At 39.0% G+C, this 26,157-nt stretch carries 24 protein-coding genes; 23 read left to right on the top strand and 1 reads right to left on the bottom strand.

The genetic code is table 11. The features are described from left to right. The first annotated feature begins 65 nt into the window (after positions 1–65). The 6 genes from ACESSZ_RS11175 to ACESSZ_RS11200 are packed head-to-tail and all read left to right on the top strand — an operon-like array spanning position 66 to position 6,614. Positions 66–1,001: a DUF2232 domain-containing protein gene (locus ACESSZ_RS11175; RefSeq protein WP_008690408.1), complete on the top strand. Its 936-nt coding sequence runs from the start codon at positions 66–68 to the stop codon at positions 999–1,001. After that, on the top strand, positions 979–2,970 hold the full coding sequence (locus tag ACESSZ_RS11180) for a GGDEF domain-containing protein (RefSeq protein ID WP_008690410.1): 1,992 nt from the start codon (positions 979–981) through the stop codon (positions 2,968–2,970). Before ACESSZ_RS11175 ends, ACESSZ_RS11180 begins: the two co-directional genes overlap by 23 nt. Beyond that, on the top strand, positions 2,948–3,394 hold the full coding sequence (gene rplI / locus ACESSZ_RS11185) for a 50S ribosomal protein L9 (protein ID WP_008690412.1): 447 nt from the start codon (positions 2,948–2,950) through the stop codon (positions 3,392–3,394). Before ACESSZ_RS11180 ends, rplI begins: the two co-directional genes overlap by 23 nt. A gap of 8 nt (positions 3,395–3,402) precedes the next feature. Then, positions 3,403–4,749 carry a replicative DNA helicase gene (gene dnaB, locus ACESSZ_RS11190; RefSeq protein ID WP_008690414.1) on the top strand — a complete coding sequence of 449 codons (1,347 nt, stop codon included), beginning with the start codon at positions 3,403–3,405 and terminating at the stop codon, positions 4,747–4,749. A 21-nt stretch (positions 4,750–4,770) separates the two neighbouring features. Continuing rightward, the gene (locus tag ACESSZ_RS11195; RefSeq protein ID WP_008690417.1) at positions 4,771–5,529 is read left to right on the top strand and encodes an MBL fold metallo-hydrolase; all 759 of its coding nucleotides are present in this window, start codon (positions 4,771–4,773) and stop codon (positions 5,527–5,529) included. Next, entirely contained in the window at positions 5,526–6,614 is a 1,089-nt protein-coding gene (locus tag ACESSZ_RS11200; RefSeq protein WP_008690419.1) for a S1C family serine protease, read from the top strand. The genes ACESSZ_RS11195 and ACESSZ_RS11200 overlap by 4 nt, the downstream gene beginning before the upstream one ends. A gap of 96 nt (positions 6,615–6,710) precedes the next feature. Here ACESSZ_RS11200 and ACESSZ_RS11205 read toward each other — a convergent pair whose 3' ends face one another. Then, the gene (locus ACESSZ_RS11205; protein ID WP_499842809.1) at positions 6,711–7,547 is read right to left on the bottom strand and encodes a type II secretion system protein; all 837 of its coding nucleotides are present in this window, start codon (positions 7,545–7,547) and stop codon (positions 6,711–6,713) included. A gap of 94 nt (positions 7,548–7,641) precedes the next feature. Between ACESSZ_RS11205 and rlmH the strand changes: the two genes are divergently transcribed. The 17 genes from rlmH to ACESSZ_RS11290 all read left to right on the top strand — a co-directional run bounded on the left by rlmH (position 7,642) and on the right by ACESSZ_RS11290 (position 25,988). After that, a complete protein-coding gene (gene rlmH, locus ACESSZ_RS11210) occupies positions 7,642–8,118 on the top strand; it encodes a 23S rRNA (pseudouridine(1915)-N(3))-methyltransferase RlmH (RefSeq protein ID WP_008690423.1) in 477 nt (158 codons plus the stop codon). Positions 8,119–8,132: 14 nt separating this feature from the next. After that, positions 8,133–9,215 carry an enhanced serine sensitivity protein SseB C-terminal domain-containing protein gene (locus ACESSZ_RS11215; protein ID WP_499842810.1) on the top strand — a complete coding sequence of 361 codons (1,083 nt, stop codon included), beginning with the start codon at positions 8,133–8,135 and terminating at the stop codon, positions 9,213–9,215. Between the two features lie 498 nt (positions 9,216–9,713). Beyond that, positions 9,714–10,703: an ABC transporter substrate-binding protein gene (locus tag ACESSZ_RS11220; protein WP_008690425.1), complete on the top strand. Its 990-nt coding sequence runs from the start codon at positions 9,714–9,716 to the stop codon at positions 10,701–10,703. A 25-nt stretch (positions 10,704–10,728) separates the two neighbouring features. Continuing rightward, positions 10,729–11,613, top strand: coding sequence for an ABC transporter permease (locus tag ACESSZ_RS11225; RefSeq protein ID WP_412596337.1), 885 nt, complete (start codon positions 10,729–10,731; stop codon positions 11,611–11,613). Next, positions 11,597–12,352: an ABC transporter ATP-binding protein gene (locus ACESSZ_RS11230; RefSeq protein ID WP_008690427.1), complete on the top strand. Its 756-nt coding sequence runs from the start codon at positions 11,597–11,599 to the stop codon at positions 12,350–12,352. The genes ACESSZ_RS11225 and ACESSZ_RS11230 overlap by 17 nt, the downstream gene beginning before the upstream one ends. A gap of 293 nt (positions 12,353–12,645) precedes the next feature. Further along, complete coding sequence (locus tag ACESSZ_RS11235) at positions 12,646–13,782, top strand: glucose-1-phosphate adenylyltransferase (RefSeq protein WP_117547883.1); 1,137 nt, start codon at positions 12,646–12,648, stop codon at positions 13,780–13,782. A gap of 1 nt (position 13,783) precedes the next feature. After that, on the top strand, positions 13,784–14,899 hold the full coding sequence (gene glgD / locus ACESSZ_RS11240) for a glucose-1-phosphate adenylyltransferase subunit GlgD (protein ID WP_008978132.1): 1,116 nt from the start codon (positions 13,784–13,786) through the stop codon (positions 14,897–14,899). Continuing rightward, complete coding sequence (gene glgA / locus ACESSZ_RS11245; RefSeq protein ID WP_008690432.1) at positions 14,899–16,338, top strand: glycogen synthase GlgA; 1,440 nt, start codon at positions 14,899–14,901, stop codon at positions 16,336–16,338. The genes glgD and glgA overlap by 1 nt, the downstream gene beginning before the upstream one ends. A 252-nt stretch (positions 16,339–16,590) precedes the next feature. Next, a complete protein-coding gene (locus ACESSZ_RS11250; protein ID WP_020990927.1) occupies positions 16,591–18,102 on the top strand; it encodes an IMP dehydrogenase in 1,512 nt (503 codons plus the stop codon). Between the two features lie 210 nt (positions 18,103–18,312). Beyond that, positions 18,313–21,216: a sigma 54-interacting transcriptional regulator gene (locus ACESSZ_RS11255; protein ID WP_008978134.1), complete on the top strand. Its 2,904-nt coding sequence runs from the start codon at positions 18,313–18,315 to the stop codon at positions 21,214–21,216. A gap of 152 nt (positions 21,217–21,368) precedes the next feature. After that, positions 21,369–21,803 carry a PTS sugar transporter subunit IIA gene (locus tag ACESSZ_RS11260; protein WP_008690436.1) on the top strand — a complete coding sequence of 145 codons (435 nt, stop codon included), beginning with the start codon at positions 21,369–21,371 and terminating at the stop codon, positions 21,801–21,803. Next, positions 21,797–22,288, top strand: coding sequence for a PTS sugar transporter subunit IIB (locus ACESSZ_RS11265; protein WP_008690437.1), 492 nt, complete (start codon positions 21,797–21,799; stop codon positions 22,286–22,288). Before ACESSZ_RS11260 ends, ACESSZ_RS11265 begins: the two co-directional genes overlap by 7 nt. Further along, entirely contained in the window at positions 22,285–23,079 is a 795-nt protein-coding gene (locus ACESSZ_RS11270; protein ID WP_008690438.1) for a PTS mannose/fructose/sorbose/N-acetylgalactosamine transporter subunit IIC, read from the top strand. The genes ACESSZ_RS11265 and ACESSZ_RS11270 overlap by 4 nt, the downstream gene beginning before the upstream one ends. Then, positions 23,072–23,893, top strand: a complete 822-nt coding sequence (locus ACESSZ_RS11275) for a PTS system mannose/fructose/sorbose family transporter subunit IID (RefSeq protein WP_008690439.1) — start codon at positions 23,072–23,074, stop codon at positions 23,891–23,893. Before ACESSZ_RS11270 ends, ACESSZ_RS11275 begins: the two co-directional genes overlap by 8 nt. Before the next feature lie 37 nt (positions 23,894–23,930). Continuing rightward, a complete protein-coding gene (locus ACESSZ_RS11280; RefSeq protein WP_119983176.1) occupies positions 23,931–24,992 on the top strand; it encodes an SIS domain-containing protein in 1,062 nt (353 codons plus the stop codon). Positions 24,993–25,085: 93 nt separating this feature from the next. Continuing rightward, complete coding sequence (locus ACESSZ_RS11285; RefSeq protein ID WP_117547885.1) at positions 25,086–25,343, top strand: HPr family phosphocarrier protein; 258 nt, start codon at positions 25,086–25,088, stop codon at positions 25,341–25,343. A 9-nt stretch (positions 25,344–25,352) separates the two neighbouring features. Beyond that, the gene (locus ACESSZ_RS11290) at positions 25,353–25,988 is read left to right on the top strand and encodes an HAD family hydrolase (RefSeq protein WP_117547886.1); all 636 of its coding nucleotides are present in this window, start codon (positions 25,353–25,355) and stop codon (positions 25,986–25,988) included. The last annotated feature ends 169 nt before the right edge of the window (positions 25,989–26,157 follow it).

Below are 26,157 nucleotides of genomic sequence, written 5' to 3' on the forward strand. Positions count from 1 at the left end.
TGTTAATGAAACCTCCAGCTGTTTTGGCAGATGGGGGTTTTTCTCTTAAGAAAGGAGGAGCACTTATGAACAACCAAACAAAAAAGATGACCGAAGGTGCGATGATGGTTGCGATTGTCGGTATGCTATTATTTATCAACCGTCAATTAGCCGGTATGCTAGAAATGGTCATGTATTGGGTCTTAACCTTTCCGATTTTAATGTATACCGCACGCTATGGAGTAAAAAGTGCATGCGTTCCTGCCATCAGTATGGTTCTGTTAAGCTTTATGATTGCCGCTCCGACAACGATCTTTTATCTGTTTAGCTGTGATGTAGTAGGCATCGTTTATGGTGCCGGGATAAGAAAGAAATGGAAGAATGGAACACTGTTACTATGGACAGGGATATTCACGTTTGTTTCTTATCTGATTACTACCGTATTATTTGCGGCAATGTTTGGCTATGATCCGGCGGAAGATGTGGAAATGGTGAAGATGCTGTTAGACTTCATGCATATTGATATTGGGATACCACTTGCCAAAATCGTGACGTATGTTGTGATTGGCAGTGCGATCTTAATGACGGTTTTACAGACAATGTGCATTCATATGATTGCCAATGTCGTATTAAAACGCATGCATATCGAAACAAGAGCAATGAAGAGCATTTTTGAAATTAAGGTTCCCAAAAGTGTCGGATATACAATAATAATGATATGGGTTCTATTTTTAGTGCGAAATGTGCTAAAATTAAACCAAGATGTCTATGGGCTATTACTAGGTGTCTATGGAGCAGCGAGAATCTTTGCAATCGGTTATGGTGTTATGACCTTGCTTTGTATCCTATTGTTGTTTCGTAAACGCATCTTCTTATTATTTGTCATCATAGGCATGTTTCTGCCATATGTACAAGGTGCAATTGCTATCATCGGTGTTTTGGATATGATTGTCGATCTGCGTGGCATATGGTTAGAAGTACTGAAACGAGGTGTGGTACATGGAACGTCTGGAGAACATTAAGGTACAGATTGGAATCGTCATACTGGCACAGTTTGTTGCCTTATTTGCCTTATTTATGGCGGATATTGAAGGCGTTAAAATTTTACCGATGCTGATTTTGGTGATTATCAACTCTTTGGTTGTCATCTGGGTCGTCTATTGGTTTGAAAGTGATCGAGAACAGCGAGATATCGATATATCCAGAATTCTTGGACATGATGCAAAGGATGCCCTTTTAATAGGAGAAATGGGTATTATCACATATGATGAGCAATACTGCGCTACCTGGATGAGTGAATTGTTGCAAGAGCGCGGTGTGAATATCGTTGGAAAGAAGCTTACCAGCTGGATTGGCGATATCACAGAACTTTTTCAAGGAGAAGTTGACAGTATTACCGCACATGATGGTGAATATGTTTATGAAATAACTCGTAAAGAAAACGGGCAAGTATTATTTGTGAAAGATATTACCGAGTTTGCAAGGATATCCGAAAAATTTCAGGAAGATGGTATTGTCGCAGGACTGCTGCAACTGGATAATTACATGGAAATTCAACAATATGAGGATGAAACCAAGATGGCTCAGATCAATACTTGTCTGCGTCAGCCATTGGTTGAGTGGGCAGATAAATATGGCATGCTGATTCGTCGTTTGCGCAGTGATCGTTTCTTGGTTGTCTTAAATGAAAAAATATATCAGCAAGTCGTTGAAGATAAGTTTGCAATCTTAAATACAGTTCGTAAAAATGCTGAGGATATCGATGTTTCCATTACCTTGAGTATGGCCTTTGCACGTGGCACGGATGACTTTGCCCAACTGGATACGATGATCAGTGATTTGCTGGAATTGGCGCAGAGTCGCGGCGGCGATCAGGCCGCTGTGAAAAAATATGGAGAAAGTGTAAAATATTATGGCGGAAACAGTGAAGCTAGGGAAAAACGTTCAAAAGTTCGTGTCCGCGTGATGTCACAGGCTATTCGTGAGGCGATCATGGAGGCAAAACGGGTATTCGTGATTGGACATCGGGATATGGATTTTGATTGTATGGGGGCTGCTTTGTGCATGTCACGTTTAGCAACTGCTTATAATAAAGAAAGCTATATCGTTTCGCAATCGTCAGGAATAGAACCGCAATTAGCACAAGCTTTAACGGAATATGAAGATATCTTCAATGGGCGCCATCGCTTTCTACAAGATGAGGAAGCTGCCAGAATGATCGAAGATGAAGACTTGCTAATTGTTGTCGATCATAATAATCCTAAACAAACCGGTGCACCGTTGACATTGGAAGCTGCCAATCGCATCATTGTGATTGATCATCATCGAAGAAGTGAAGATTTTATCGGAAATCCATTATTAGTATATGTAGAAACAAGCGCCAGCTCCACTTGTGAATTAGCAGCCGAATTCCTGCCATATCAGACCAATCGCGTAAATCTGAGTGAGGAAGAAGCTACGTTGATGTATGTCGGTATTTTAGTCGATACGAATCGTTTCCGTAATCGTACCGGAAGCCGTACCTTTGAATCTGTAGCATATCTGAAAAAACTTGGCATTGATCCGATAGCAGCAGAAAATATGTTGAAAGAAGACTTCCGCGATTTTGCGGCGAAGACGGAAATAATGAATTATTCACAGACCTATGCGGATAATATCATCATTGCCGCAGTGGAAAAAGATGCCCAAGTCAACCGTACGTTGATGTCGCAAGCAGCTGACAGTATGCTGGAAATCAAAGGTGTCGAGGCAAGTTTTGTTATTGCGCGTATTAATGAGAACGAATGTGGTATTTCCGCGCGCAGTAAGGGTGTTGTGAATGTCCAGGTGATCATGGAAAAGATGCATGGAGGCGGACATTTTAATGCCGCAGCTTTACAACGCAAGGATACGAGTGTAAAAGCGTTGAAAGAAGAATTGAAAAAGAAGATTGATGAATATATAGAAGAAAACAAGGAGGAAACAAAGGATGAAAGTAATACTGCTAAGTGATGTGAAAAAAGTAGGTAAAAAAGGTGAAATCGTGGAAGTTAGTGACGGTTATGGCCGTAACTTCCTATTAAATAAAAAGCTGGCTGTGCTTGCTACCAAAAAAAGTATGGAAATCTTAGATGAACAAAATCTGCAGCATGATTTAGAAGAAAAACAAAAAGAAGCAGATGCCCAAGCATTAAAACAAAAACTTACGAAAATTACCTTGGAATTTCATGTAAAAACAGGAGAAGGCGGAAGAGTATTTGGCAGTGTGTCAACCAAACAAATCGTAGAACAGTTACAGCGTGTACATGCTATCAAAATTGAAAAGCGTAAGTTTATCGATACCGATGCCATTACTTCTTTAGGTTATACCGATGTGAAAGTCGATTTATATAAGAATAAAGTTATCGGTGTAATACGTGTTCATGTGAACGGTTAGGAGGCAGTATGAGCAGAGAATTACCGCATAGTAATGAAGCGGAACAAGCCATCCTTGGCGGGATGATGGTATATCCCAGCGTTAGCGGCGTTGTATATGATCAGGGCTTAGAGCCTTCGGATTTCTATCTCGATATTCATCAGCGGATCTTCTCTGCCATGATGGATATTACCAATAGTGGAAAACCGGTCGATGTAACGACACTGATTGCCCGTTTGCAGGATATAGAACAATTGCACTTGGTTGGCGGTGCTGACTATATCATCAAATTGAGTGATACCGCAATATCTGCGGCCAACAGTATGTATTATATTGAAATTATTAAAAGCCGTGCACATTTGCGCCGTTTAATAGAAACAGCACAGGAAATTGCCGAGGAAGGTTTTGACACGGCAAGTTCTTTAGACGATATTATGGATAAAGCTGAGCGTGATATTTTAAATGTAACAAGAGATCGCAAAGCAACGGATTTTAAAAGCAGTCGTGTTGTCATTTCCGATGTTATGCAGGAGCTGATCAAACTGCGCAACAGTGATTCTCATATTACCGGCATCAAGACCGGTTATACGGATCTTGATCGTATTACGAATGGTTTTCAAAGAGGCGATTTGATCATTTTGGCGGCTCGTCCAGCCATGGGAAAGACCGCTTTTGCGCTGAATCTGGCATTAAATGCATCTTTTTATAACACGGGAGCGATTGCCATCTTTTCCTTGGAAATGCCTGCTGAACAGCTGATGAAACGTATCCTGAGTGCGAAAAGTGCTGTGGAATCCAGTAAATTAAGAAGCGGTAATCTGATGGATGAAGAATTTAATAAACTAAATGAAGCTGCTAATGAATTAATGGCAAGCAAGCTGTTTGTCGATGATAGTTCAAATATCAAGGTCGGAGAAATCTTTTCCAAATGCCGTAAGCTGAAAAGTGAGCATGGCTTAGACTTAGTCGTGATTGACTACTTGCAGTTAATCAGTGGCAGTGGCCGTAGCGGTGGAGATAACCGACAGCAAGAAATTTCTGAAATCAGTCGATCCTTAAAACAACTTGCTCGTGAAATGCAATGTCCGGTCATTGCCTTATCACAGTTATCACGTTCGGTTGAAACACGTCCGGATAAGCATCCTATGTTATCCGATTTACGTGAGTCAGGAGCAATCGAGCAGGATGCCGATATTGTCATTTTCCTGTATCGTGATGAATACTATAACAAAGATAAAGAAGAAGAGAACACGAATGCAACCGATAAGACCGATGTTGATATATCAAAGCATCGTAACGGTGCTACCGGGCGTGTGGAACTGGCCTTTCAGAAATCCATATCGGCTTTCTTTAACATTGCCAGAGACAGCTATTAGAAGGGAAACGGTAAAACATTTATGAAGTTTGCGCTTTTGGCAAGCGGTTCTAAAGGGAACTGCTGCCTGATTAAACATAACGATACAAAACTGGTGATTGATTGTGGGAGTACCCGCAAATATCTGAAAGCCTGTTTTGAGCGTCTGCAATATGATCATTTATCATCCGATGCGATTCTGATTACCCATACGCATACCGATCATGTATCACAAATGAAGATGTTTCAATCCATTGATACCTATGCGACACAAGACATCGCAACCGATCATCTGCATGCCATACGTCCTTTTGAAAGCTTTGATATTAAGGATTTTCATATCACCGTTTTACCCATGAGCCATGATTGTGAGGGCACTGTCGGCTACGTCATTGAATGTGAAAACGAAAAAATGGTTTATGTGACAGATACCGGGTATATTAAAAAGGAAGTTAAGGATTATATTCGTGATGCTGATTATTATGTCTTTGAAAGTAATCATGATATAGAAATGCTGATGCAGACGTCACGTCCGGTTTATGTCAAACAGCGTATCATTAATGATTATGGACATTTGTGTAATGAAGACAGTGCGAACATATTAAGCGAGGTCATTTCAGAAGAAACGACAAAAGAAATCGTACTTGCCCATATCTCACAAGAAGGAAATACGCGTGATATGGCATTACGGACATTACAACAGACCTTCGATAAAAAACAAATACATCGTGAGCATATGCGCTTATATCCTGCAGATCAGTTTTCCATTTATGTAAGTGGAAATGGAGGTAAAAAGGAATGAAACGTTTTGTTGCCTTTATTCTGGTAGCCCTGCTTGGCTGGAATGTCTTACTCACCATTCAGGTGTTTCAGCTGAAACAGGAAACGGTGCCGCAAACAGATGCAACGACTGCTACAAACAACATCAAACAGGCCAGTGTGAATGTCACAAGCGATGTGACAAAACTGGTTGAACAAAGTGAGAATAAGGTAGTAACCATTACAGCCTCATCACGTGGGCAAACGATTGGAACCGGCAGTGGGGCAATTTATAAAGTTGAAGATAAAACCGTTTATATTATCACCAACAATCATGTGGTAGAAAACGGGGATGTGATGACGGTCACCTTTGCGAATGGCAAATCCGTGGAAAGTGAAATCGTTGGTATGGATAAGCTGACGGATCTGGCCTTATTGAAACTAAAGGTCGATTTTCAGGCAGAATCCTTTATCATGGGCGATTCTTCTTTAGTGAAAAAGGGCGAATATGTCATTGCCATGGGAAGTCCATTAGGCATTGAATATCAGGGAAGTGTATCTGGTGGCTTGATAAGCGGTGTCGATCGTCGTATGGAAATGGATATTGATAATAATGGAGTCGCGGATTGGGATGTGAATGTCCTACAGACAGATGCCGCTATTAACCCCGGCAACAGCGGTGGTCCATTGATCAATATGGCCGGTGAATTAATTGGCATTAATTCGATGAAAATTTCAGACGAATCTGTGGAAGGCTTCGGCTTTGCACTCCCGATTAATGAGGTTCTTCCGATTATTTCACAGTTGGAAAGAAACGGCAAAGTAGTACGTCCGATTTTAGGCATCAGTGTAGCGCCATTGGAACAACTTTCGCCATTTGAAAGAGCATATTTGGGCATCTCCATTCAACAAGATGAAGGCTTATTCATCGTGAATGTATCACGTAACTCACCGGCATCCAGAGCCGGCATTCAAGTTGGGGATGTATTGTTAGCATTTGATGGGAAAAAGGTAAACGATGTTAAGCAGTTCCGTCAATATCTTTACAGTAAAAAAGTTGGTGATAAGGTAACACTTGTCTATGAACACAATGGTAAAGAGAAAACAAAGGAAGTTACATTAAAATAAATTATAAAAGCAATCTTACGAAGAACAGTAAAATCAAATGTTCATGCGTAGATTGCTTTTTTGTGTATAGCAAACAAAGTGTCCTTGCAATGGTGCTTATTCCCAAGTGGCATGTTCTACATCAAGGACTGGATACGTAACTTGTTGATGGGTACTTTGATCCTCAGTTTTTTTAATTACAACGGGAACTTTTCCTTTCTTGATGGTCGGTTCGGTATGAAACTTACCGCCTTTTCCATAATCATACTGCACGATGTCAATTTGTTGCTGATGGGCATCTGCTATAGTAATACGCCTTGTCGCAATAGTTATTTTACAATTGTTGTTATCGTTGTATATACGAAAACTATATGCATCTGCATCAATTCCGTTCTTCTCTAATTCGGCACGAATCTTGGAGCCGAAATTAGGCCCTTCACTATCAAGAGCACCGGTTTTATTCGGCGTTTGATCGGCTTTATAATAATACGAATACAGGATCTGATAAGCTTCTTTATCTTGATTCAGCAATTGCTTTATAATCTTATTGGCTTTCACAAAAGCATTATCATAGCTCTTTAAAAAGGAAAATTCCTGTTTTTCATCATTGTAAGAAAGATACTTATCTTCAATCTTCACAATAAAATCACCGGCATTATCTTGCGCTTTATTTAGATGAATTTCCAGCAATTCGCCTTCTACTTCGGCATCCTTCATGATCTTTTCCATGACTTCATCCGTCGACAGATTTTGTAATTCTTCCTTCGTGTGCAGTCGTAAACCATAGTCTTTACTTACTACCAAGACATGTCTGGCTTCTTGCAACAGGCGGGAATCTTTTGCTTTTTGAACATAGCCGAGTATAGAAGGCGTGGCAATGGCCAGCAAAATTCCCAGAATGACTAATACTACAATAATTTCTATTAAGGTGAATCCTTGCCTCTTCTTTCGCATTAGATTTCCTCCTTTACTTATTTTATGGTATCATATTTTGGAAGACATGTAAGGAAAAGATTAAAAATTTATTTTATTGGAAAGGAAAACACGCATGATAAAAATAATTGCCGTCGGTAAAATCAAAGAGAAATTTGTGAAGGCACAAATTGCTGAATATGAAAAGCGGTTACGGCCCTTTACCAAATTAGAGATTATAGAAGTAAATGATGAAATCGCACCGCAAGCAAATAGTGAAGCACAAAATGCATTGGTGAAGGAAAAAGAGGGAGAACGTCTGTTAGCAAAAATAAAAGATCAGGAATATGTGATTCTGCTTGATCTATGGGGTGAGATGATAAACAGTGAAACCTTGGCTGATAAAATAGAAAAGTTACAGACTTATCAATCCAGTAATATTACCTTTGTGATTGCCGGTTCTTTAGGGCCTGGTAAAAAGGTAATCGACAGAGCGAATTGGCGTTGGAAATTATCAGATTTAACCTTTACGCATCAAATGACACGCGTCTTGGTGCTGGAACAGCTTTACCGTGCTTATATGATCTTACATCATAACCCATATCATAAATAAAGGAGAACTTGAAAATGAACAAACAGTTTAAAACAGATGCACAAGATTTTCTTAACAGTGTTCAGGTTCTGCGCGAAGTGCAGACACCGGAATCGGAAAATCATATGTATGATGAATTAATGCAGGTGAAATTCTTAATGCCAGTAGTAATTCACGGTGAACTTAAAGAAGGTGCAGATGGGAAACAAATATTGGATGAAAAAACGACGTTTACGTTTCCTTCCCTTGCGACAACAAAAGGCGATCAATATTTTATGGCATTTACAAGTGGAGAAGAGATGCAGAAATATCCAAACAAAGATAGGATGCATGCCTTGACGTTCACGTTCGATGATTATGCTAAGATTATCATTCAGAGTGAAGAAATAAAAGGATTTGTCGTAGATCCATACGGGATGAATATCGTCTATCCAAAAGAATTGGTTCTTTCTTTAAAGGAACAAAAGGAAATCAGAGAAAAAGGACATAGTGAGCGCGTGCTTCATGCCCAGGAACCTGTGATGATAGGAGAACCTGCGAAAGAGCCCAAGGAATTAAAAGCGGCTTTGAAAGCCTATGCGAAAAAAGATAAAACGATTCAAGCACTATATTTACAATTGATGATATATGAGGAACAACAAAGTTATGTCGTTGCAGTAGACGCAGATGCGACGAACCTTAAGGATGTGTTTGATCAATTAGCAGATGCCAGTAGAAAGCATTTAAAAGGGATGTATTTAGATTTCGTTGATGTTCATAGTGAATTGGGCATTCATGTGGCAGAAAAAACAGAACCTTTCTATAAAAAGATGTTTTATAAGAAATTGGACATCCCTTTCTTAGCTGTTATTGAAGAATGTTTCCATTTGAAAGATGGACGTTGTGTCGTAGGTGTAAAGGTATTGCATGGAAAGCTTTCTGATAATGGCGAAGTTAGTTGTTTGAATGAACAAAGGGAAAGGCTGTTTACTAGTTGTGCACAAGGAATTGAGTATGGCAGAGAAAGAGTGAAAGTCGCAAAAGTGAATGATACCGGACGATATGGCAGTCATTATGGGATTCTTATGAAAGATCATCCAGAGGATTTTAAAGAAGGTTATTTTTTGTTAGGTAAATGAAAATAAGAAAGTTAAGCAGCATTAATGAAAATGTTTTCAGAAATTATATTGAAAAATAATGTTGACATATGCAAATAAGAGGTGTATCCTAGAAGAAACCAAAGACAGAGAGATAAAACAAGATAGGTGCTTACAGAGAGTCCCATTAGCTGGAAAGGGATAGCGATGCCGTTTTGTAAATGGACTCTGGAGGGCAAGGGGAAACGCGGAAGCTTAGTATCCAAGACGTATGCCAACGTTATCAGGCTAGAAATGTTATTGCATTTTGAATGAGGTGGGTGTGTAAGTTACAAACACACCAAATCAGGTGGTACCGCAGATGAATGATACAGCATCTGTCCTGAAGTCAGAGGACTTTTAGGACGGATGCTTTTTTTTGATAAAGGGAGGTGGTCATTGTGTTAAAAAACGCAGAAGAATGGCGATGGTGTATACATTATAACCATAACGTACAAGAAGAAAAGATAAAACACAATGTGAAAAGGAAGGGAAACTTATATGAAAAAATTATTGAAGATGGCAGCTGCGGCTGTCTTAGGAACAACGATGTTAGCAGGATGTGGCAACAGTAGCAAGGATGAAAAGGTGCCCACTGTATCCGTTGCCCAAATTGTAGAGCATAAATCATTAAATGAAATTCGTGACAGTTTTAAAGAAGAAATGAAAGCATTAGGGTATAAAGATGGAGAAAATATTAAGCTTGAATTTAAAGATGCCGGTAATCAGCAAAATACGCTAAATTCTATATTATCAACCTTTGCCGGTAATAACAGCGATGTAATCGTAGCGATAGCGACGCCAACAGCGGTAACGGCGGCAAATTACAGTGAGGATATTCCTGTTGTCTTCTCTGCTGTCAGTGATCCGATTGGTGCCGGCTTGATCACGGATTTAAAGAAACCGGATAAAAATATCACAGGAACAAGTGATGAAATTCAAGTTGATCAGATTTTAGCATTAGCATTAGAAATCGATCCATCCATGAAAACACTTGGTTTTATTTATAACAGCGGTGAAGCAAATTCGGTATCAAACCTAAAGAAAGCGAAAGCATTCTGTAAGCAACACGATATCAAATTGGTGGAAGGCAGTGGTAAAAATATCAGTGAAATTCAAAGCGCCATTTCGGTATTGACCGATCAATGCGATGCGATTTTTGCGCCCAATGATAATACGGTGGCAAGTTCTATCACCGCATTGGTTGAAACTGCAAATAAGAAAAAAGTGCCGGTATATACAGGCGCGGACTCCATGGTAAGTGACGGAGGCTTTGCGACGGTCGGCATTAATTATACGAACTTGGGAAAAGAAACCGCGAAAATGGTGGATCAAATCTTAAAAGGAAAAGCGGTTGCGGATATCCCGGTAAAAGTATTTAAAGATGATTTAAACACTTATATCAATGAAGATACGTTAAAAGCCTTGGGCATCCAGTTACCGGATACGGTGAAAAACCGTGAGAATCTGGTTATGATGAAGGGCGAATAAGCAATTTAAAGAGAGGATGAAGTGCATGTCATTAGCTGTTTTGCAAGACGCAATTGAATTAGGGATGATTTTCTCCATTATGTCATTGGGTGTCTTTCTGTCGTTTCGGGTATTAAATATACCGGATCTGACCATTGATGGAAGCTTTACGACTGGTTGTGCAATATCGGCGATCATCGCGCAAATGGGGCATCCGGTTCTCGGTGTTTTCATGGCTTTTGTGTTAGGCGCCATGGCAGGTGGAATTACCGGTATCTTACAAACGAAATGTCGCATACAGCCATTGTTAGCAGGCATTTTGACAATGACGGCACTGTATTCCATAAATCTGAAGATCATGGGCGGTCAGCCTAATATTTCGATCTTTGGAAAAACGACGATCTTCACTCCGTTAAAGGGAATCTTTGGCGCAAATACCAAAGCTTTCGTAATTCTTGTGATACTATTATTCCTGATGATCTTACTGTATGCCTTTTTAAAAACACAGCTTGGTATGAGTCTTCGTGCCACGGGAGATAACGAGGCTATGGTGCGGGCAAGCAGCATTAATTCCGATGCGATGAAAATCATGGGAATCACGTTAGCGAACGCGCTTGTGGCTTTTGCGGGAGGTATCTTTGCACAGTATCAAAACTTTGCGGATGTCAGTGGAGGCGTCGGTATGATGGTGGTCGGTCTTGCCAGTATTATTGTCGGTGAGGCCTTCTTCCGTAAAAAGACATTACCGTTTCAATTTGCGGCAGTCATCAGCGGTGCTATTGTTTACCGCTTTATCTTAACCTTTGCTCTGCAATTTGGCATTGGCGCAAGTGATTTAAACTTATTCTCAGCAATATTAGTGGCGCTTGCTATTTCATTGCCATATGTAAAAGGAAAGAAAAGGAGAAGAAAACATGCTGGACTTAAATGATGTATGTGTTACGTTTTATCCAAACACCAGTAATGAACGCATTGCTTTGGATCATTTATCTTTCCATATAGATGATGGTGATTTCATCAGTGTGTTAGGGACAAATGGTGCCGGTAAGAGTACCTTATTAAATGCAATCAGTGGTACGTTGGAATGTGATGCAGGAGAAATCATCTTGGATGGTCAGGATATCACTTATGCGCCCGAATATAAAAGAGCCAGAGTGATTGGGCGTTTATTTCAAGATCCGATGAAAGGCACGGCTCCCCATATGACGATTGAAGAGAATCTGGGACTGGCGTATAGCCGAGGAAAACGTACGACGTTAAGTAAGGCTATCAAGAAAGGAGATCGTAAATTCTTTCTTGAACAATTAGCATCTTTAGGCTTGGGCTTGGAAGAGCGTATTACAACAAATGTCGGACTGCTCAGCGGTGGTCAGCGACAGGCCTTGACGCTTTTAATGGCAACCATCGTAACACCGAAATTATTACTGCTTGATGAGCATACAGCGGCTTTAGATCCGAAAACGGCCAAACAAGTGATGGACATCACAGAGCGTATGGTGAAAGAGCATCATATTACGACGCTTATGATTACACACAACATGAAACAGGCATTGGAATATGGCAATAAGACGATTATTTTAAATGAAGGAAAAATCGTAAAGGTCCTGGAAGGCGAAGAACGCCGGCAAACATCAGTAGATGATTTGTTGAATATGTATGATTTCGTTTAATTATACAATCGTATATGGAAGAAAATGGAATAAGAAATTGATAGGCATATGTTGCAACATACGTTAATATAATGAACATGCGGTTAATGAAGAGGACCATTTCGCCAAGGAGTTGGCAAAAAGGCACGGAAATTGGTTCTTGACAAAGCTGCATGTTTTTGCTTGATGACGAATTTTCACGAAAAATGTTGAAAACGCATACATAATCTTCAATTTTCTAACAAAAAGGGTGGAAATTTAAAGCAAAAGCCTTTATACTTAATATATAGTAAATCCTAAAGGGGGGTTTCGACATGAGACAAAATAACATGCTGGCTATGATCTTGGCCGGAGGTCGAGGTACACGACTGTATGCCTTAACCAAAAAGATCGCAAAACCTGCAGTGTACTTTGGAGGGAAATACCGAATTATCGACTTCCCGTTAAGTAACTGTGCCAATTCTAACATCAATGTTGTTGGTGTGCTGACTCAATATGAAAGTGTATTGCTGAACTCATATGCGGCGGCTGGACAGCGTTGGGGTCTGGACGCAAAGGATAGTGGAGTATACGTGCTGCCTCCACGTGAAAAAGACGGAGCTGCTTTTGATGTATATCGCGGTACTGCCGATGCTATTTCACAGAACATTGATTTCATCGATCAGCAAAATCCGGAATATGTTCTGATTCTTTCCGGTGACCATATTTATAAGATGGATTATTCTAAAATGCTGGCTCACCATAAAGCATGTGATGCAGATGCCACAATTGCAGTATTGCCGGTTCCTATGAAAGAGGCAAGCCGTTTTGGTATCATGAATACGGATGAAACAGATCGTATTGTGGAATTTGAAGAAAAACCAGAAAAGCCAAAGAGCAACCTGGCTTCTATGGGTATTTACATCTTTAATTGGAAACAACTTCGTAAAATGTTGGTTGCTGATATGGATGATCCTAACAGTAATCATGACTTCGGTAAAGATATTATTCCTGCGATGTTGAATGAGAATAAGCGTTTATACGCATATCAATTCAAAGGCTATTGGAAAGATGTTGGAACTGTTGATTCTTTATGGGAAGCAAACATGGATTTGTTAAGTTCCAATAATGAATTGGATTTAAATGATCCGGATTGGAAGATTTATACAGAAGATGTTGCCACGGTTCCACACTTTATCGGACCAAAAGGCAAAGTTAATAATGCATATATTAATCAGGGTTGTGTCATCAATGGTGAAATTAATAACTCTGTCCTCTTCACAAGCGTAAAAGTAGCGGAAGGTGCGAAAGTTAATGACTCTGTGCTAATGCCAAATGTTGAAATCGGAGAAGGTGCAATCATTCATCGTGCGATTATCGCAGAAGGCGTGAAGGTAGATGCCGGTGCTGTTGTCGGCAGTCCTGACAGTGAAAATATTGAGCTGATCAGTAAGAGAGTGAGGGGTGAGTAATATGTGCAATGCATTTGGAATCGTAAATTATGAAGGACCTAATGTAAATGTCAAAGGAATGGAAGACTATCGCCCGGTATCCGCATTCTCCTTTTTGGGAAGATACCGTCTGATTGACTTTCCTATTTCTAATATGAGTAATAGTGGTGTTAACCACATCAAAGTGTTTGTTAAGACGAATCCTCGTTCTTTGATTGAACATCTGGGAACCGGCCGTCATTACAACATCAACTCAAAACGTGGAAAACTGCATATCCTGCCTGCAAAGAATATGGATGATGTGGATTTCTATAACAATGATATCAATTCCTATATGTTTAACATGCAGGCAATTGAAGATGTAAATCAGCCATATGTCATCCTTGCTCCTGCACATATGATTTATCGTCAGGATTTCTCAAATCTGTTGGATGCACATATTGAAAGCGGCGCAGATATTACCATGTTATATCAAAATGTGGATAACGCAAAAGAAGCTTTCATTAACTGTGATGTATTGAACTTAAATAAACAAAAAGGCGTTCTTTCTATTGAAAAGAATCGTGGGAACTCGAAGAGCAAAACAATTTCATTAGAAACTTACGTCATGAGTAAAGATTTGTTCATTTCGTTAGTGAAAAAGGCGGCTAATATATCATCATTATATTGGTTCCGTGATATTGTAAATGAAGAATGTTCAGAATTGGATATTCGTGGTGTGGCTCACCGTGGTTTTGTCGCATGTGTGAACGACTTCAAGAGTTACTTTAATGCGAATATTGATTTATTGGATTACGATAAGGCAATGGACTTGTTTAACAGTGACTGGCCAATCTATACACGTACAAATGACTCCTGTCCAACGCAGTACTATAGTGATGTCACCGTTCAAAACAGCATGGTTTCCAACGGTTGTATCGTTGAAGGCGACATTGTGAATAGTGTTATCGGACGTGGTGTTGTCATCAAAAAAGGCGCTGTTATCAAAAACAGTATTATCCTGCCTGGTGCCATCATTGGAGAAGATGTGCATATAGAAAATGTAGTAGTGGATAAGAAGGCTAGAATCGTTCGTAAAAAAGAATTGATCGGACATCCTGATCAGCCACTGTACGTGAAAAGGAATGATAAAATCTAATGGCAAGAATATTGATGGTCGCATCAGAAGGTCTTCCTTTTATTAAAAGTGGAGGGCTGGCAGATGTTGTAGGTTCCTTACCTCAGGAGCTGGTGAAAAAAGGACATGAAGTTCGTGTAATCATGCCTATGTATTTAAAAATAGCACAGAAGTTTCATGAGGAAATGCAGTTAGAGGCACAATATAGTGTATCCATTGCTTATCATGAAGTACCTGTGAATATTTGGTCTACAACACGTAAAGAAGTTAAATTTTATTTCGTAGAACATAAAGGATACTTTGAACGTGATGGCTTGTATGGTTATATCGATGATGGTGAGCGTTTTGCTTACTTCCAGAAAGCCGTATTAGAAATGTTGAATCAGCTGAATTACTTCCCGGAAATCATGCATTGTCATGATTGGCACACTGGTATGTTACCGGCAATGTGCAAAGAAGGGCACAGCTTTGATGAGCGTTATCGCAATATCCGCTTTGTTTATACGATTCATAATCTCGCATTCCAGGGTAATTTTGGTCCTGAGATGCTGGATAGTTGCTTAGGCTTAGATTATCGTATTTTCGATAATGGCAATGTCCGCTATGACGGTGGCATCAGCTTTATGAAATCGGGTATCTTATATGCGGATAAAGTAACAACGGTATCACCTACGTATTCACAGGAAATCTTAACACCACAGTATGGTGAACATATGGAAATGGTATTAAACATTCGTAAGTATGATTTATGGGGTATTACCAATGGCATCGATATCGAAATGTGGAATCCGATGAGTGATCCGGATGTACCATATCATTACAATAAAGTAAATGTAGCGAAAGAGAAAAAAGAAAATAAGATGGCATTACAGAAAGAACTTGGTCTTACGGTAGATCCTAATGTGATGTTGGTTGGGGCAGTATCTCGACTGACATGGCAAAAAGGTTTTTATCTGATGATGGAAAAACTTTCTGAAATCTGTGCAATGCCAATTCAAGTGGCCATCTTAGGTAGTGGGGAAAGTGGAATCGAAGAGAAAATGCGTCAGTTAGAAGAAGGCAATAAAGGTAAAATTGCATTCTATAACGGATACAGTGATTCTTTAGCACACCGTATTTATGCGGCAAGTGATTTATTCCTCATGCCATCTCTGTTTGAGCCATGTGGTATTTCACAGTTAATTTCCATGCGCTATGGAACATTGCCATTAGTACGTGAAACAGGTGGATTGAAGGATACGGTAACTCCGTATAATGAGTTTGATAAGACTGGAAATGGATTCAGTTTTGCGAACTATAATTCAGATGAAATGGTACAGGTTATGTATAATGCAATAGATGTATACTATAACCGTCCAGAGGATTGGAAGATTCTTGTACGCAATGCTATGAATACAGATGTCAGCTGGGAAAAGAGTGCTGAAACCTATTGTCAGTTATATGCCCAGTTACATCCTTAACCTGTAGATATAGGACAGCCTTTGTGCTGTCCTTTTCCTATTGAATGGATGTTTCAATAATCATCCCCATTTCCTTAAAGAGTGCCACATGTTAGAAAAGAGTGAAAAGGTAGAACTTTACCATCTGCCTCTGGTAATGAAAATCTTTTCAAAACTATATTGACTTCAAAACAGATAATCATTATAATGTATTAAAATATCAATTATAAATCGGGAAAGTTTATAAGTTGAGTAGAAAAGGAGATGTGAACTATGGCGTATTATTTTGAAGAACCCTCTCGTACTTTCAGCGAGTACCTATTGGTACCTGGATATTCCAGCTCTGATTGTACCCCAGTAAATGTTTCATTGAAAACACCTCTTGTAAAATTTAAAAAAGGGGAAGAACCTGCATTATCGTTAAATATCCCAATGGTATCTGCCATCATGCAGTCTGTATCCGGGGAGCGTATGGCATGTGCTTTAGCTAGAGAAGGAGGAATCTCCTTTATCTATGGTTCTCAGAGCGTAGAAGATGAGGCCGCAATGGTAAAGCGTGTAAAAATGACGAAGGCAGGTTTTGTTTACAGCGATTCCAACATTCGTCCGGATGCTACCTTACAGGATGTATTGGATCTGAAGGAAAGAACAGGTCATGCGACGATGGCCGTAACAGAAGATGGGACGGCGGAAGGAAAACTTGTAGGTATTATCACAAGCCGTGATTACCGTATTTCTCGTATGGATACAGCAATGAAAGTCAGTGAATTCATGACACCATTTGAAAAGCTGATCTATGGTAAAGATGGCTGTACTTTAAGTGAAGCAAATGATTTAATTTGGGAACATAAACTGAATCAGTTGCCGATCATTGATGAGGAACAGCATTTAAAAGCATTCGTATTCCGCAAAGATTACGATTCTCATAAAGAACATCCAAATGAATTGTTAGATAGCCAAAAACGTTATTTAGTTGGTGCCGGTATTAACACCAGAGATTATGAACAGCGTGTTCCTGCCTTGGTAGAAGCAGGTGCAGATGTATTATGTATTGACTCTAGTGAAGGCTTCAGTGAATGGCAGGCAATCACTTTAAAGTGGATTCGTGATCATTATGGTGACAGCGTAAAAGTCGGTGCCGGCAACGTTGTGGATGCTGAAGGTTTCCGTTTCTTAGCAGAAGCAGGTGCCGATTTTATCAAAATCGGTATTGGCGGAGGTAGTATCTGTATTACCCGTGAACAAAAAGGTATTGGACGCGGACAGGCTACAGCTACGATTGAAGTTGCGAAAGCACGTGATGAATATTATAAAGAAACAGGTATCTATATTCCTATTTGTAGCGATGGTGGTATCGTACACGATTACCATATTACCTTAGCATTGGCGATGGGAGCAGATTTCGTGATGTTAGGTCGTTATTTCTCTCGTTTTGAAGAATCACCGACAAAGAAGGTTACCATCAATGGTACATACATGAAGGAATATTGGGGTGAAGGCAGTGCCAGAGCACGTAACTGGCAGCGTTACGATATGGGAGGAAGTAAGAAACTTTCGTTCGTAGAAGGTGTAGACTCTTATGTTCCATATGCGGGAGCATTGAAGGATAATGTCGATCTGACGTTAAGCAAGGTAAAACATACCATGTGTAATTGCGGTGCTTTAACGATTCCTGAATTACAGAAAAAAGCAAAAATTACACTTGTATCTTCTACATCTATCGTAGAAGGCGGCGCACACGATGTTGTCGTAAAGGATAATACGATTGACGCTAAAGTCAAATAACCATACGTTATATTCTGGCATAATCAACTATGTAAGATAATTAGGTAAAAAGATCACTTTGATGCAGACAATATGTTTGCAAGAAGTGGTCTTTTCTTTCTGCTTTGCACACGATGAATAGGAAAAGAAAAGATTCATTTTTTGAAAAAGTAAAGGTTACTAGAAAAGGTATCTAAAAACTCATTGTATATGTTATATAGAGGAGGTATAATGCAAGAAAGATATATACGTGATATGTATATTGGGGGTGCTTTTAATACAACCTTTTCGTTAGGAGAAAGGAATATACGTATGAATGATAAGGATATTCGGGAGAAATTACAGGAAACCTTACAAGTGGAATGCGAGCAATTAGAGAAGGATTTGCATTGGCAGGAAGAAAGATTAGAAACCCTTACCTCATCCTTTTTGAGTGCGCAATTTGCATGCAGCCGCAATTTGATTTCTCATTATATGAGTGAATTTCAACAAAAGGGTCTCGTCATTAAAACGAATACGCGTCCAGTATATTTTTTCTGGCGAAAAAGTTTAGAAAACCGCTTTGGCGTTATATTGAAAGCGGAGTTGTATGAAACGCTCGAAGATTTAAAGAACGTATTAGCAAAAAAACAGCAGCATGCATTTCATAACCTAATCGGAGCAAATGATAGTCTTAGCTATGTGGTGGAACAATGCAAAGCAGCGATTAGCTATCCGGAGCATGGTCTTCCCATCTTATTACAAGGACCGACGGGAACCGGGAAAAGCCTGATTGCACAGTTAATGTACCAATATGGGGTTGAGATGGAAATACTGTCTAAAGACAGCCGTTTTATGACGATGAATTGTAGTGAATATGCAAACAATCCGGAGATGTTGATGACCAATCTTTTTGGTTATAAGAAGGGGTCTTATACCGGTGCGGAAAAAGATACCCAAGGGTTATTGGCTTTAGCGGATGGCGGTATCTTGTTTATGGATGAAGTGCATGGGTTAAAGCCGGAATGTCAGGAAAAAATCTTTCTTTTTATGGATAAAGGCATATATCATATGGTGGGGGATAATGATACTTGGTATGTATCAAATGCACGATTGATTTTTGCCACCACGGAACAGCCGGATGAAGTCCTCTTAAAAACATTATTAAGAAGAATTCCGCTTATTGTGAAAGTGCCTTCGCTAGCAGAACGCCCTCTTCAAGAAAAACGGGAACTTTTACAGTTTTTAATTCAAGAAGAAGAGAAACATATTCAACGTAAAATTTCCATGTCTGACCTTGTTTTCCGTACATTAGAACGCCATACGTTTACAGGAAATATCGGAGAATTGAAAAATGTCATTCGCGCAAGTGTCGCCAAAGCATTCTTACGAAATCAAAAGGATATGGAAGATGTCTCTTTACATATATATGATTTATCAAGTGATTTATTAGAAAGTACCGGAAAAGATGTCACCTTGTATGATTACGATGATCGCACGATGATTCACAGTGAAGATATGTTTTTGAGCATCCATAAAGATAGTCGCTTATATAATTTTAATGCATATCTGATTCACAAATTCCATACGTTGCATGCATATGATAAAGATCTGAATGCTTACTTAGATAGCTGCTGTCTGAAATTGGAACAATATATCGATTCTTTATTTACTGAGCATACCTATCATTCTCCAAAGCTGGATATGATCAATCATCTATTGACCAATATCATGAATATTGTTATTCATAAATATGATTTAGAGAAATTTTCAAATAATGAAATCTCAATGATCGTACATTTTCTAAACGATTATATGCAAAGCCTTTCTTCAATTAATCAACTGAAAATACAGAATCGCAAGGAAGCTGAAGAACTTCAAAATCGTATCCATAATGAATATACAAATGAATACAATGTCATAGGTGATATCTGGCAGCTCATCTCAGATGCCTTAAGTTTTACCCCGGGTCCATTTGGTTATTTAGATTTATTTCTCTTTTTCCGTTATTTTAACCGTGAGATGGTTGCTTCTCCAATACCTGCTGTTATCATTGCCCATGGCTACGCGATAGCAAGCGGCATAGCAGAAGTGGCAAATCAATTATTGAAACAGCGGATATTTGATGCAATTGATATGCCGATTGAAAGTGATTTTAATGATACGGTAAAAAAATTAGGTGAATACATCAAAGGGAAAGAAAATTATAATGAAGTAATTGTTATGGTTGATATGGGGTCTTTAGAAGCGATTCATCAAAAAATGGAAGGCATGAAGCGTATGGATATTGGTATCATCAATAATGTCACAACGAAATTAGCGTTAGATATTGGCAGTATGATACTGGAAGAGATGCCGATTCAGGAAATCTTAAAGCAAGCGAGTCATCGCAATCAATATCGGTATGAATTTGTAAAAAATCGTAAAAAACAAGATGCTATTTTAGCAGTATGTGAAACGGGTATTGGCACAGCTGAAAAAATCAGTAAGCTAATGGAAGATTCTTTACCTAAGACCGTATCGATCGCTATGATACCCTATGACTATGATTCATTAGTGAAATCCGGAACGACATCATTGGTTTTTGAAAAATATAATGTCCTATTTACAGTCGGAACGAAAGATCCTAAAATCTTTGATGTGCCGTTCATCTCTTTGGAAGAGATGATCGAACAGAAAAGTGTGGAAAAGACGAATTCCGTGTTTGAAAGTATCATGCGGCCGGATCAGATTGAAACCTTTAATGAAAATATGATCAAAAATTTCTCAATGGATAATCTGTTGAGTTACTTAACGATTTTAGATAGTGATAAAATCATTGACAGTGTAGAAAAAATTATTAAGACAATTCAGAAAGAATTGCATATGAAATTAAGCAGCAGTGTCATTCTGGGACTGTATATTCACATCAGCTGTTTGATAGAACGCTTGATTATTAATAAAAATGTGACGAAATTTGAACATTTAGAAACTTTTGAAAAAACACAAACGGAATTTATACGCATTGTTAAAAAAGCATTCCATGATGTGGAACAGCATTACAATGTGAAAATACCGGTGTCGGAAATCGGCTATATCTATGAATGTATCTTTCAGCGTGATAGTGTCAAAGAAGTGGACGAGAGTGTCAACGAATTGTGGGATAGTATTGAATGATCCCTTCTCAGCATTTGTTTAGAAACTTTCTAAACCATGAAATCTCTCCTATTCATCGGGGAAATGTTATAAGCGTGTGACTTTGTATAAAGTTGGCACGCTTTTTGCTTATCATAGGTGAAGGACATAAAACAAGAAGGGAGGTAGAAACATTGCAGAATTTAATATTAGCTTCTCATGGCTCGCTTGCCGAGGGTATGCTAAGCGCTGCGAATATGATCGTAGGTGATATTGAAGGAGTGGATGCTTATGGTTTAGATACCTATCACTCGCCACAAGATATTTATCAGCTGTTGAAGAAAAAAATCGCCGAAGATAACACACATGAATATATCATTCTGTGTGATATCTATGGTGGCAGTGTTCATAATCAGCTGATGCATCTCTGTGTTTATCCTAATGTATTTCTATTGACAGGCATGACATTATCTATTGTTTTAGAGTTGATTCTGGCGAATGAAACAGGGGATATCGAAGAAAAGCTTTTACAGGTAATTCAAAATGCAAAGGATAATATGCTTTTGTTTACTTACCAAAGAGTACATAATGCGATTGATAAAGGAATCGAGGATGAAAAATTATGGTAGAACTTTGTCGGATTGATGATCGTCTCCTGCATGGACAGGTGGCTGTGACTTGGGTTGGAGCAGTGGCACCGGAAGCAATTCTGATCGCCAATGATGAGGCTGCGACAAATGAGATGAGCAAGCTTGCGTTAAAGATGGCAAAACCGGCTGGTGTGAAACTGGCGGTTAAGACGATTGATGAAGCAGCTGCTCTTCTTAACAACCCAAAAGCAGCAAAGATCAAGATTTTTCTTATCACAAGAACTATTCAGGATACCTTACGACTTGTCAGTATGACAGATCAGATTCATCGTGTGAATATTGGTGGAGTCAAAAATAAGGAAGGAGGAAAGATGATAGCGGCTGCTGTATGTTTAGACAACGATGATTTACATGATTTGATGAAACTGCGCAAACGAGTTGATGAAGTAGAATTACGTATGGTTCCTACGGAACATAGAATCAGTATCGATAAATACTTACGAGAGGAGGAGGTTGAAGTATGATCGTTCAAGCACTACTTGTCGGAGTTACTGTTTGTTTACTGGACTTCTTGGATGTCTGGTTATGTAATCCGATGATCACACGACCACTTGTTGTCGGTACGGCAATGGGTATCGCTTTAGGGGATATTACAACAGGAGTACAGGTAGGGGCTTCATTGGAATTGGTATTTATGGGTGTTATGGCAATCGGCGGCACAGTGCCACCGGATTCCATTCATGGAACAGCTGTTGGGGCAGCTTATGCCATTATACTTGGTAAAGGTATTGAAACAGCAATTGCTTTAGCAGTACCGGCATCTATCGTTTGTCAAATGCTATTTGTTCCAGGCATTGGTATACGTTCTTTATTTACACCATATGTGGAACGTCAAGTAGAAAAAGGCAATTGGAAAGCTTTACAAAGAATATTCCCAGTAGTTTCAATATCCTATGAAATCTTTAATGGTACCATCTGTGGACTTGCTGTTTTCTTAGGTGCTGATGTCATGAGTGCTTTTATCGACAGTTTACCACAAACATTATTAGATGGCATGGGGGTAGCAGCGAATATGTTAGGTGCAGTCGGTTTTGGTTTATTGTTAAAGATGATGTGGCAAAAGAAACTTGCTGTATATTTCTTCTTAGGATTTATCATGGCAGCATATTGTGGTATGCCTTTGATGTCAATCGCTTTACTTGGTGTCATTATTGTCATCGTTTTATTCTTTGAGGGTGAATTCAGTAAACGACATACGGTAAGTGAAACATCTCCAACAGTAAATGAGGGAGAGGAGGAATTATTCGATGATTAGAGAGAAATTTGGTTTGAATGAAGAAGATGGCAAATTAATGGCAAAAGTAGCAAGACGTTCACATCAAATCAATGCAGTGTATACATGGGAAAAATTTCAGGCTATGGGATATTTATGGACCATGATTCCTGTCATCAATAAGATGTACGATACTGAGGAAGAACGTATTGCAGGCTATAAACGACATTATGAACTCTTTAATACAAACCCGGTTGTCGGTGGGTTCATCACAGGACTAAATACGGCTATGGAAATGCAGGCAGCAAAGGATAAGGAGTTTGATAAAGCTTCAATTGCAGCTGTGCGTACATCCTTAATGGGACCATTTGCCGGCATCGGAGATTCTATTTTTCAAAGTACATGGCGTGTGATTACCATGGGAATCGGCTTAAGTCTTGCCAAGGATGGCAATATTCTGGGGCCCATTGTATTCTTAGTCTTATTTAATCTATTGGCAGAACCATGTCGTATCTTATTGCCTTATGTCGGCTTTAAGATGGGGTCTAAATTTATGTTGCAGGCTGAAGAAAGTGGTATTATGAGCTTTATCACCAAAGCTGCCAGCATTGTCGGACTTATGACCGTAGGAGCAATGACAGCGACAATGGTTTCCGTACAGATCGGTTATGTATTTACCATGAATGGCAGTGAATTAAAGATACAGGAAATGATTGATACCATTTTCCCTTGTTTATTGCCACTATTATTGACCCTTGCTTGTTTTAAGCTCTTAAACAAGAACATCAAACCGACAACATTGATTGCCATCATTATGGTGCTTGGCATCGTCGGAAAATATATTGGTATCTTTTAAAAATATTGTGCTGAAATAGCAAAAGGAGGAGTAGCTAATGAATCTTATTGATACAATTCGTCGTGTTCCTAATCCCGTACGTAAAGTTTTAGAGGAAAGGAAAGCATTAACAAAAGATATGTTTGATTATTTAGGTGATCGCTTATCCACCATAAATGAAATTATCTTAATCGGCTCTGGAACCAGCCATACATCCTGTCAAACTTCTAAGGAGTTTGTGGAAACTGCAAGTGGCATTGCCTCTACAGCAATATTGCCCAACATCTTTTTAGCCAAACGAGTATTTAATCCAAATGGTTTATACATCTTCACATCGCAAAGTGGTACTTCTACTTTGGTAAATATCGCACAGCGTAAAATGAAAGAACTTGGTTATGCGACAGTAGCAATTACAGAAAGTGCCGAAACACCTTTGGCAAAAGAAAGTGGCTGCCATGTTCTGATGGAAACAGATAATGAGGAATTTGGCTGTCGAACGATCGGTTACTGTATGTCTGTATTTACGCATATGATCATTGCCATGGAAATCGGCTTAAAGCGCCAGGCATTAAGTGAAACAGAGTATGCAAAATATCTGGAAGATGCTCAAAAAGCGGCTGATATGCATCATGAAATCTGTGACAAAACAATGGAATGGTTTGATCGAAATAAATGGAAACTGATGAATAAGGATGGATTTGTTATTTATGGTGCCGGTACATTATATGGTACAGCATTGGAAGGCGCTTTAAAGGTTTTGGAGATTGCCAGAAGATTCTTATGTGTTGGTTATGATATGGATGATGGTATGCATGGACCTACCATGGGGTATACAAATCGTCATGCAGTCATCATTTTCGATGATGGCCACAATGAAAATATTACCAAAGGTTTGATTCGTTATGTCCGTGACAAAGTAGGCGATGCCTTCGTAATTGGCAATGACAGCAAACATCCATGTGATTTGGCTTTTGAACCTTTAAAAACACCATTTGTATTCTTACAATATGCGCCGGTAGTAGAAATTTTAGCAGCGCGGCTTGCCTATGACTATGGTATCAATATTAAGACGATTGGGCCATTACCTGAAACAGGTTACTTTAATACACATGATGATTAAGTTATAATTATACAAAGGATGCTGATGTGAAAGAAGTGTTTCAATAATCATATCAGCATCTTTTTTATCAAAGCGATAAGATTAGGAGAAACTATGCAGAAATTAACATATAAAGTAAAAAAGATGATGGGCATTCATGCCAGGCCAGCTTCAGCATTAGCACAATTTGCCAGAATGTATCAAAGTGATATAAAACTATATTGCCAAAATCGATGTGCGAATGCGAAAAGAATGGTAGAAATAATGGAACTTAGTATTCATAAAGATGAAGAAATCCTATTTGAAATTTGTGTTGAGGACGAATGCCGCGTTGTGAAGGCGTTACAGCAATACTGCCACTCTTATTTATGAGGTGATAACATGTATAAAATGATTGTCTTTGATTGTGATGGTACGTTACTTGATTCTTCCGCTATGATTGCGATGATACAAAAGGGATATGGCTCCATGTTTCCCCAACGTAAGAAGCAGCCTTACGCGTTTTTTATTCCTTGTTATTATATGAGTGATGAGGAAAATCTGGCCTATTTACAGATACCGAAAAGCTGTAAACGGCAATTTGAAGAACTATGCTTTGGAAAGTGTGGAGATTTTTCTTCACATACGCATATCTTTGAAGGTATTCAAGAACTTTTACGACAACTACTGAATGATGGGATTGCATTAGGAATAGCCACTTCGCGAAATACAACGGCTTTTTTAGAATTGCAATCTATGTTTGATGCAGATATCTTTTCAGCCTTTTCTAGTATTGGTACGCAGGATGTGGTAAAGCATACAAAACCGGCACCGGATGTTTTATATTACATTATGGAACAAACAAATTTGACTGCGCAAGAATTACTATTCATTGGCGATTCTATCAACGATGCCCTTTGTGCGAAAGCTGCCGGAGTTGATTTTGCATGGGCAAAATGGGGAGTTGTCAGTGAAGAAGAACTACCCTATACGTATTGTTTATACGATCCTCAGGATGTTTATAACATCCTACGGTAACATCAATACATCTTAAAAATATAAAACGCGATGATTTCGTTGCTATTTATTTTAATGCAAATGACATCAAATAAAAAAGCTCTAAAGAGCTTTCAGACTGTCGACAAACTCAAATGAGTTAGTTGATGGTCTTTTTAATATATACAGAAAAGATGATAAGGAAAATGGT

Origin of the sequence: Eubacterium sp. 3_1_31, assembly GCF_964249515.1 — a bacterium.
In the GTDB taxonomy this organism is placed as follows: Bacteria; Bacillota_I; Bacilli_A; order Erysipelotrichales; family Erysipelotrichaceae; genus Longicatena; species Longicatena caecimuris.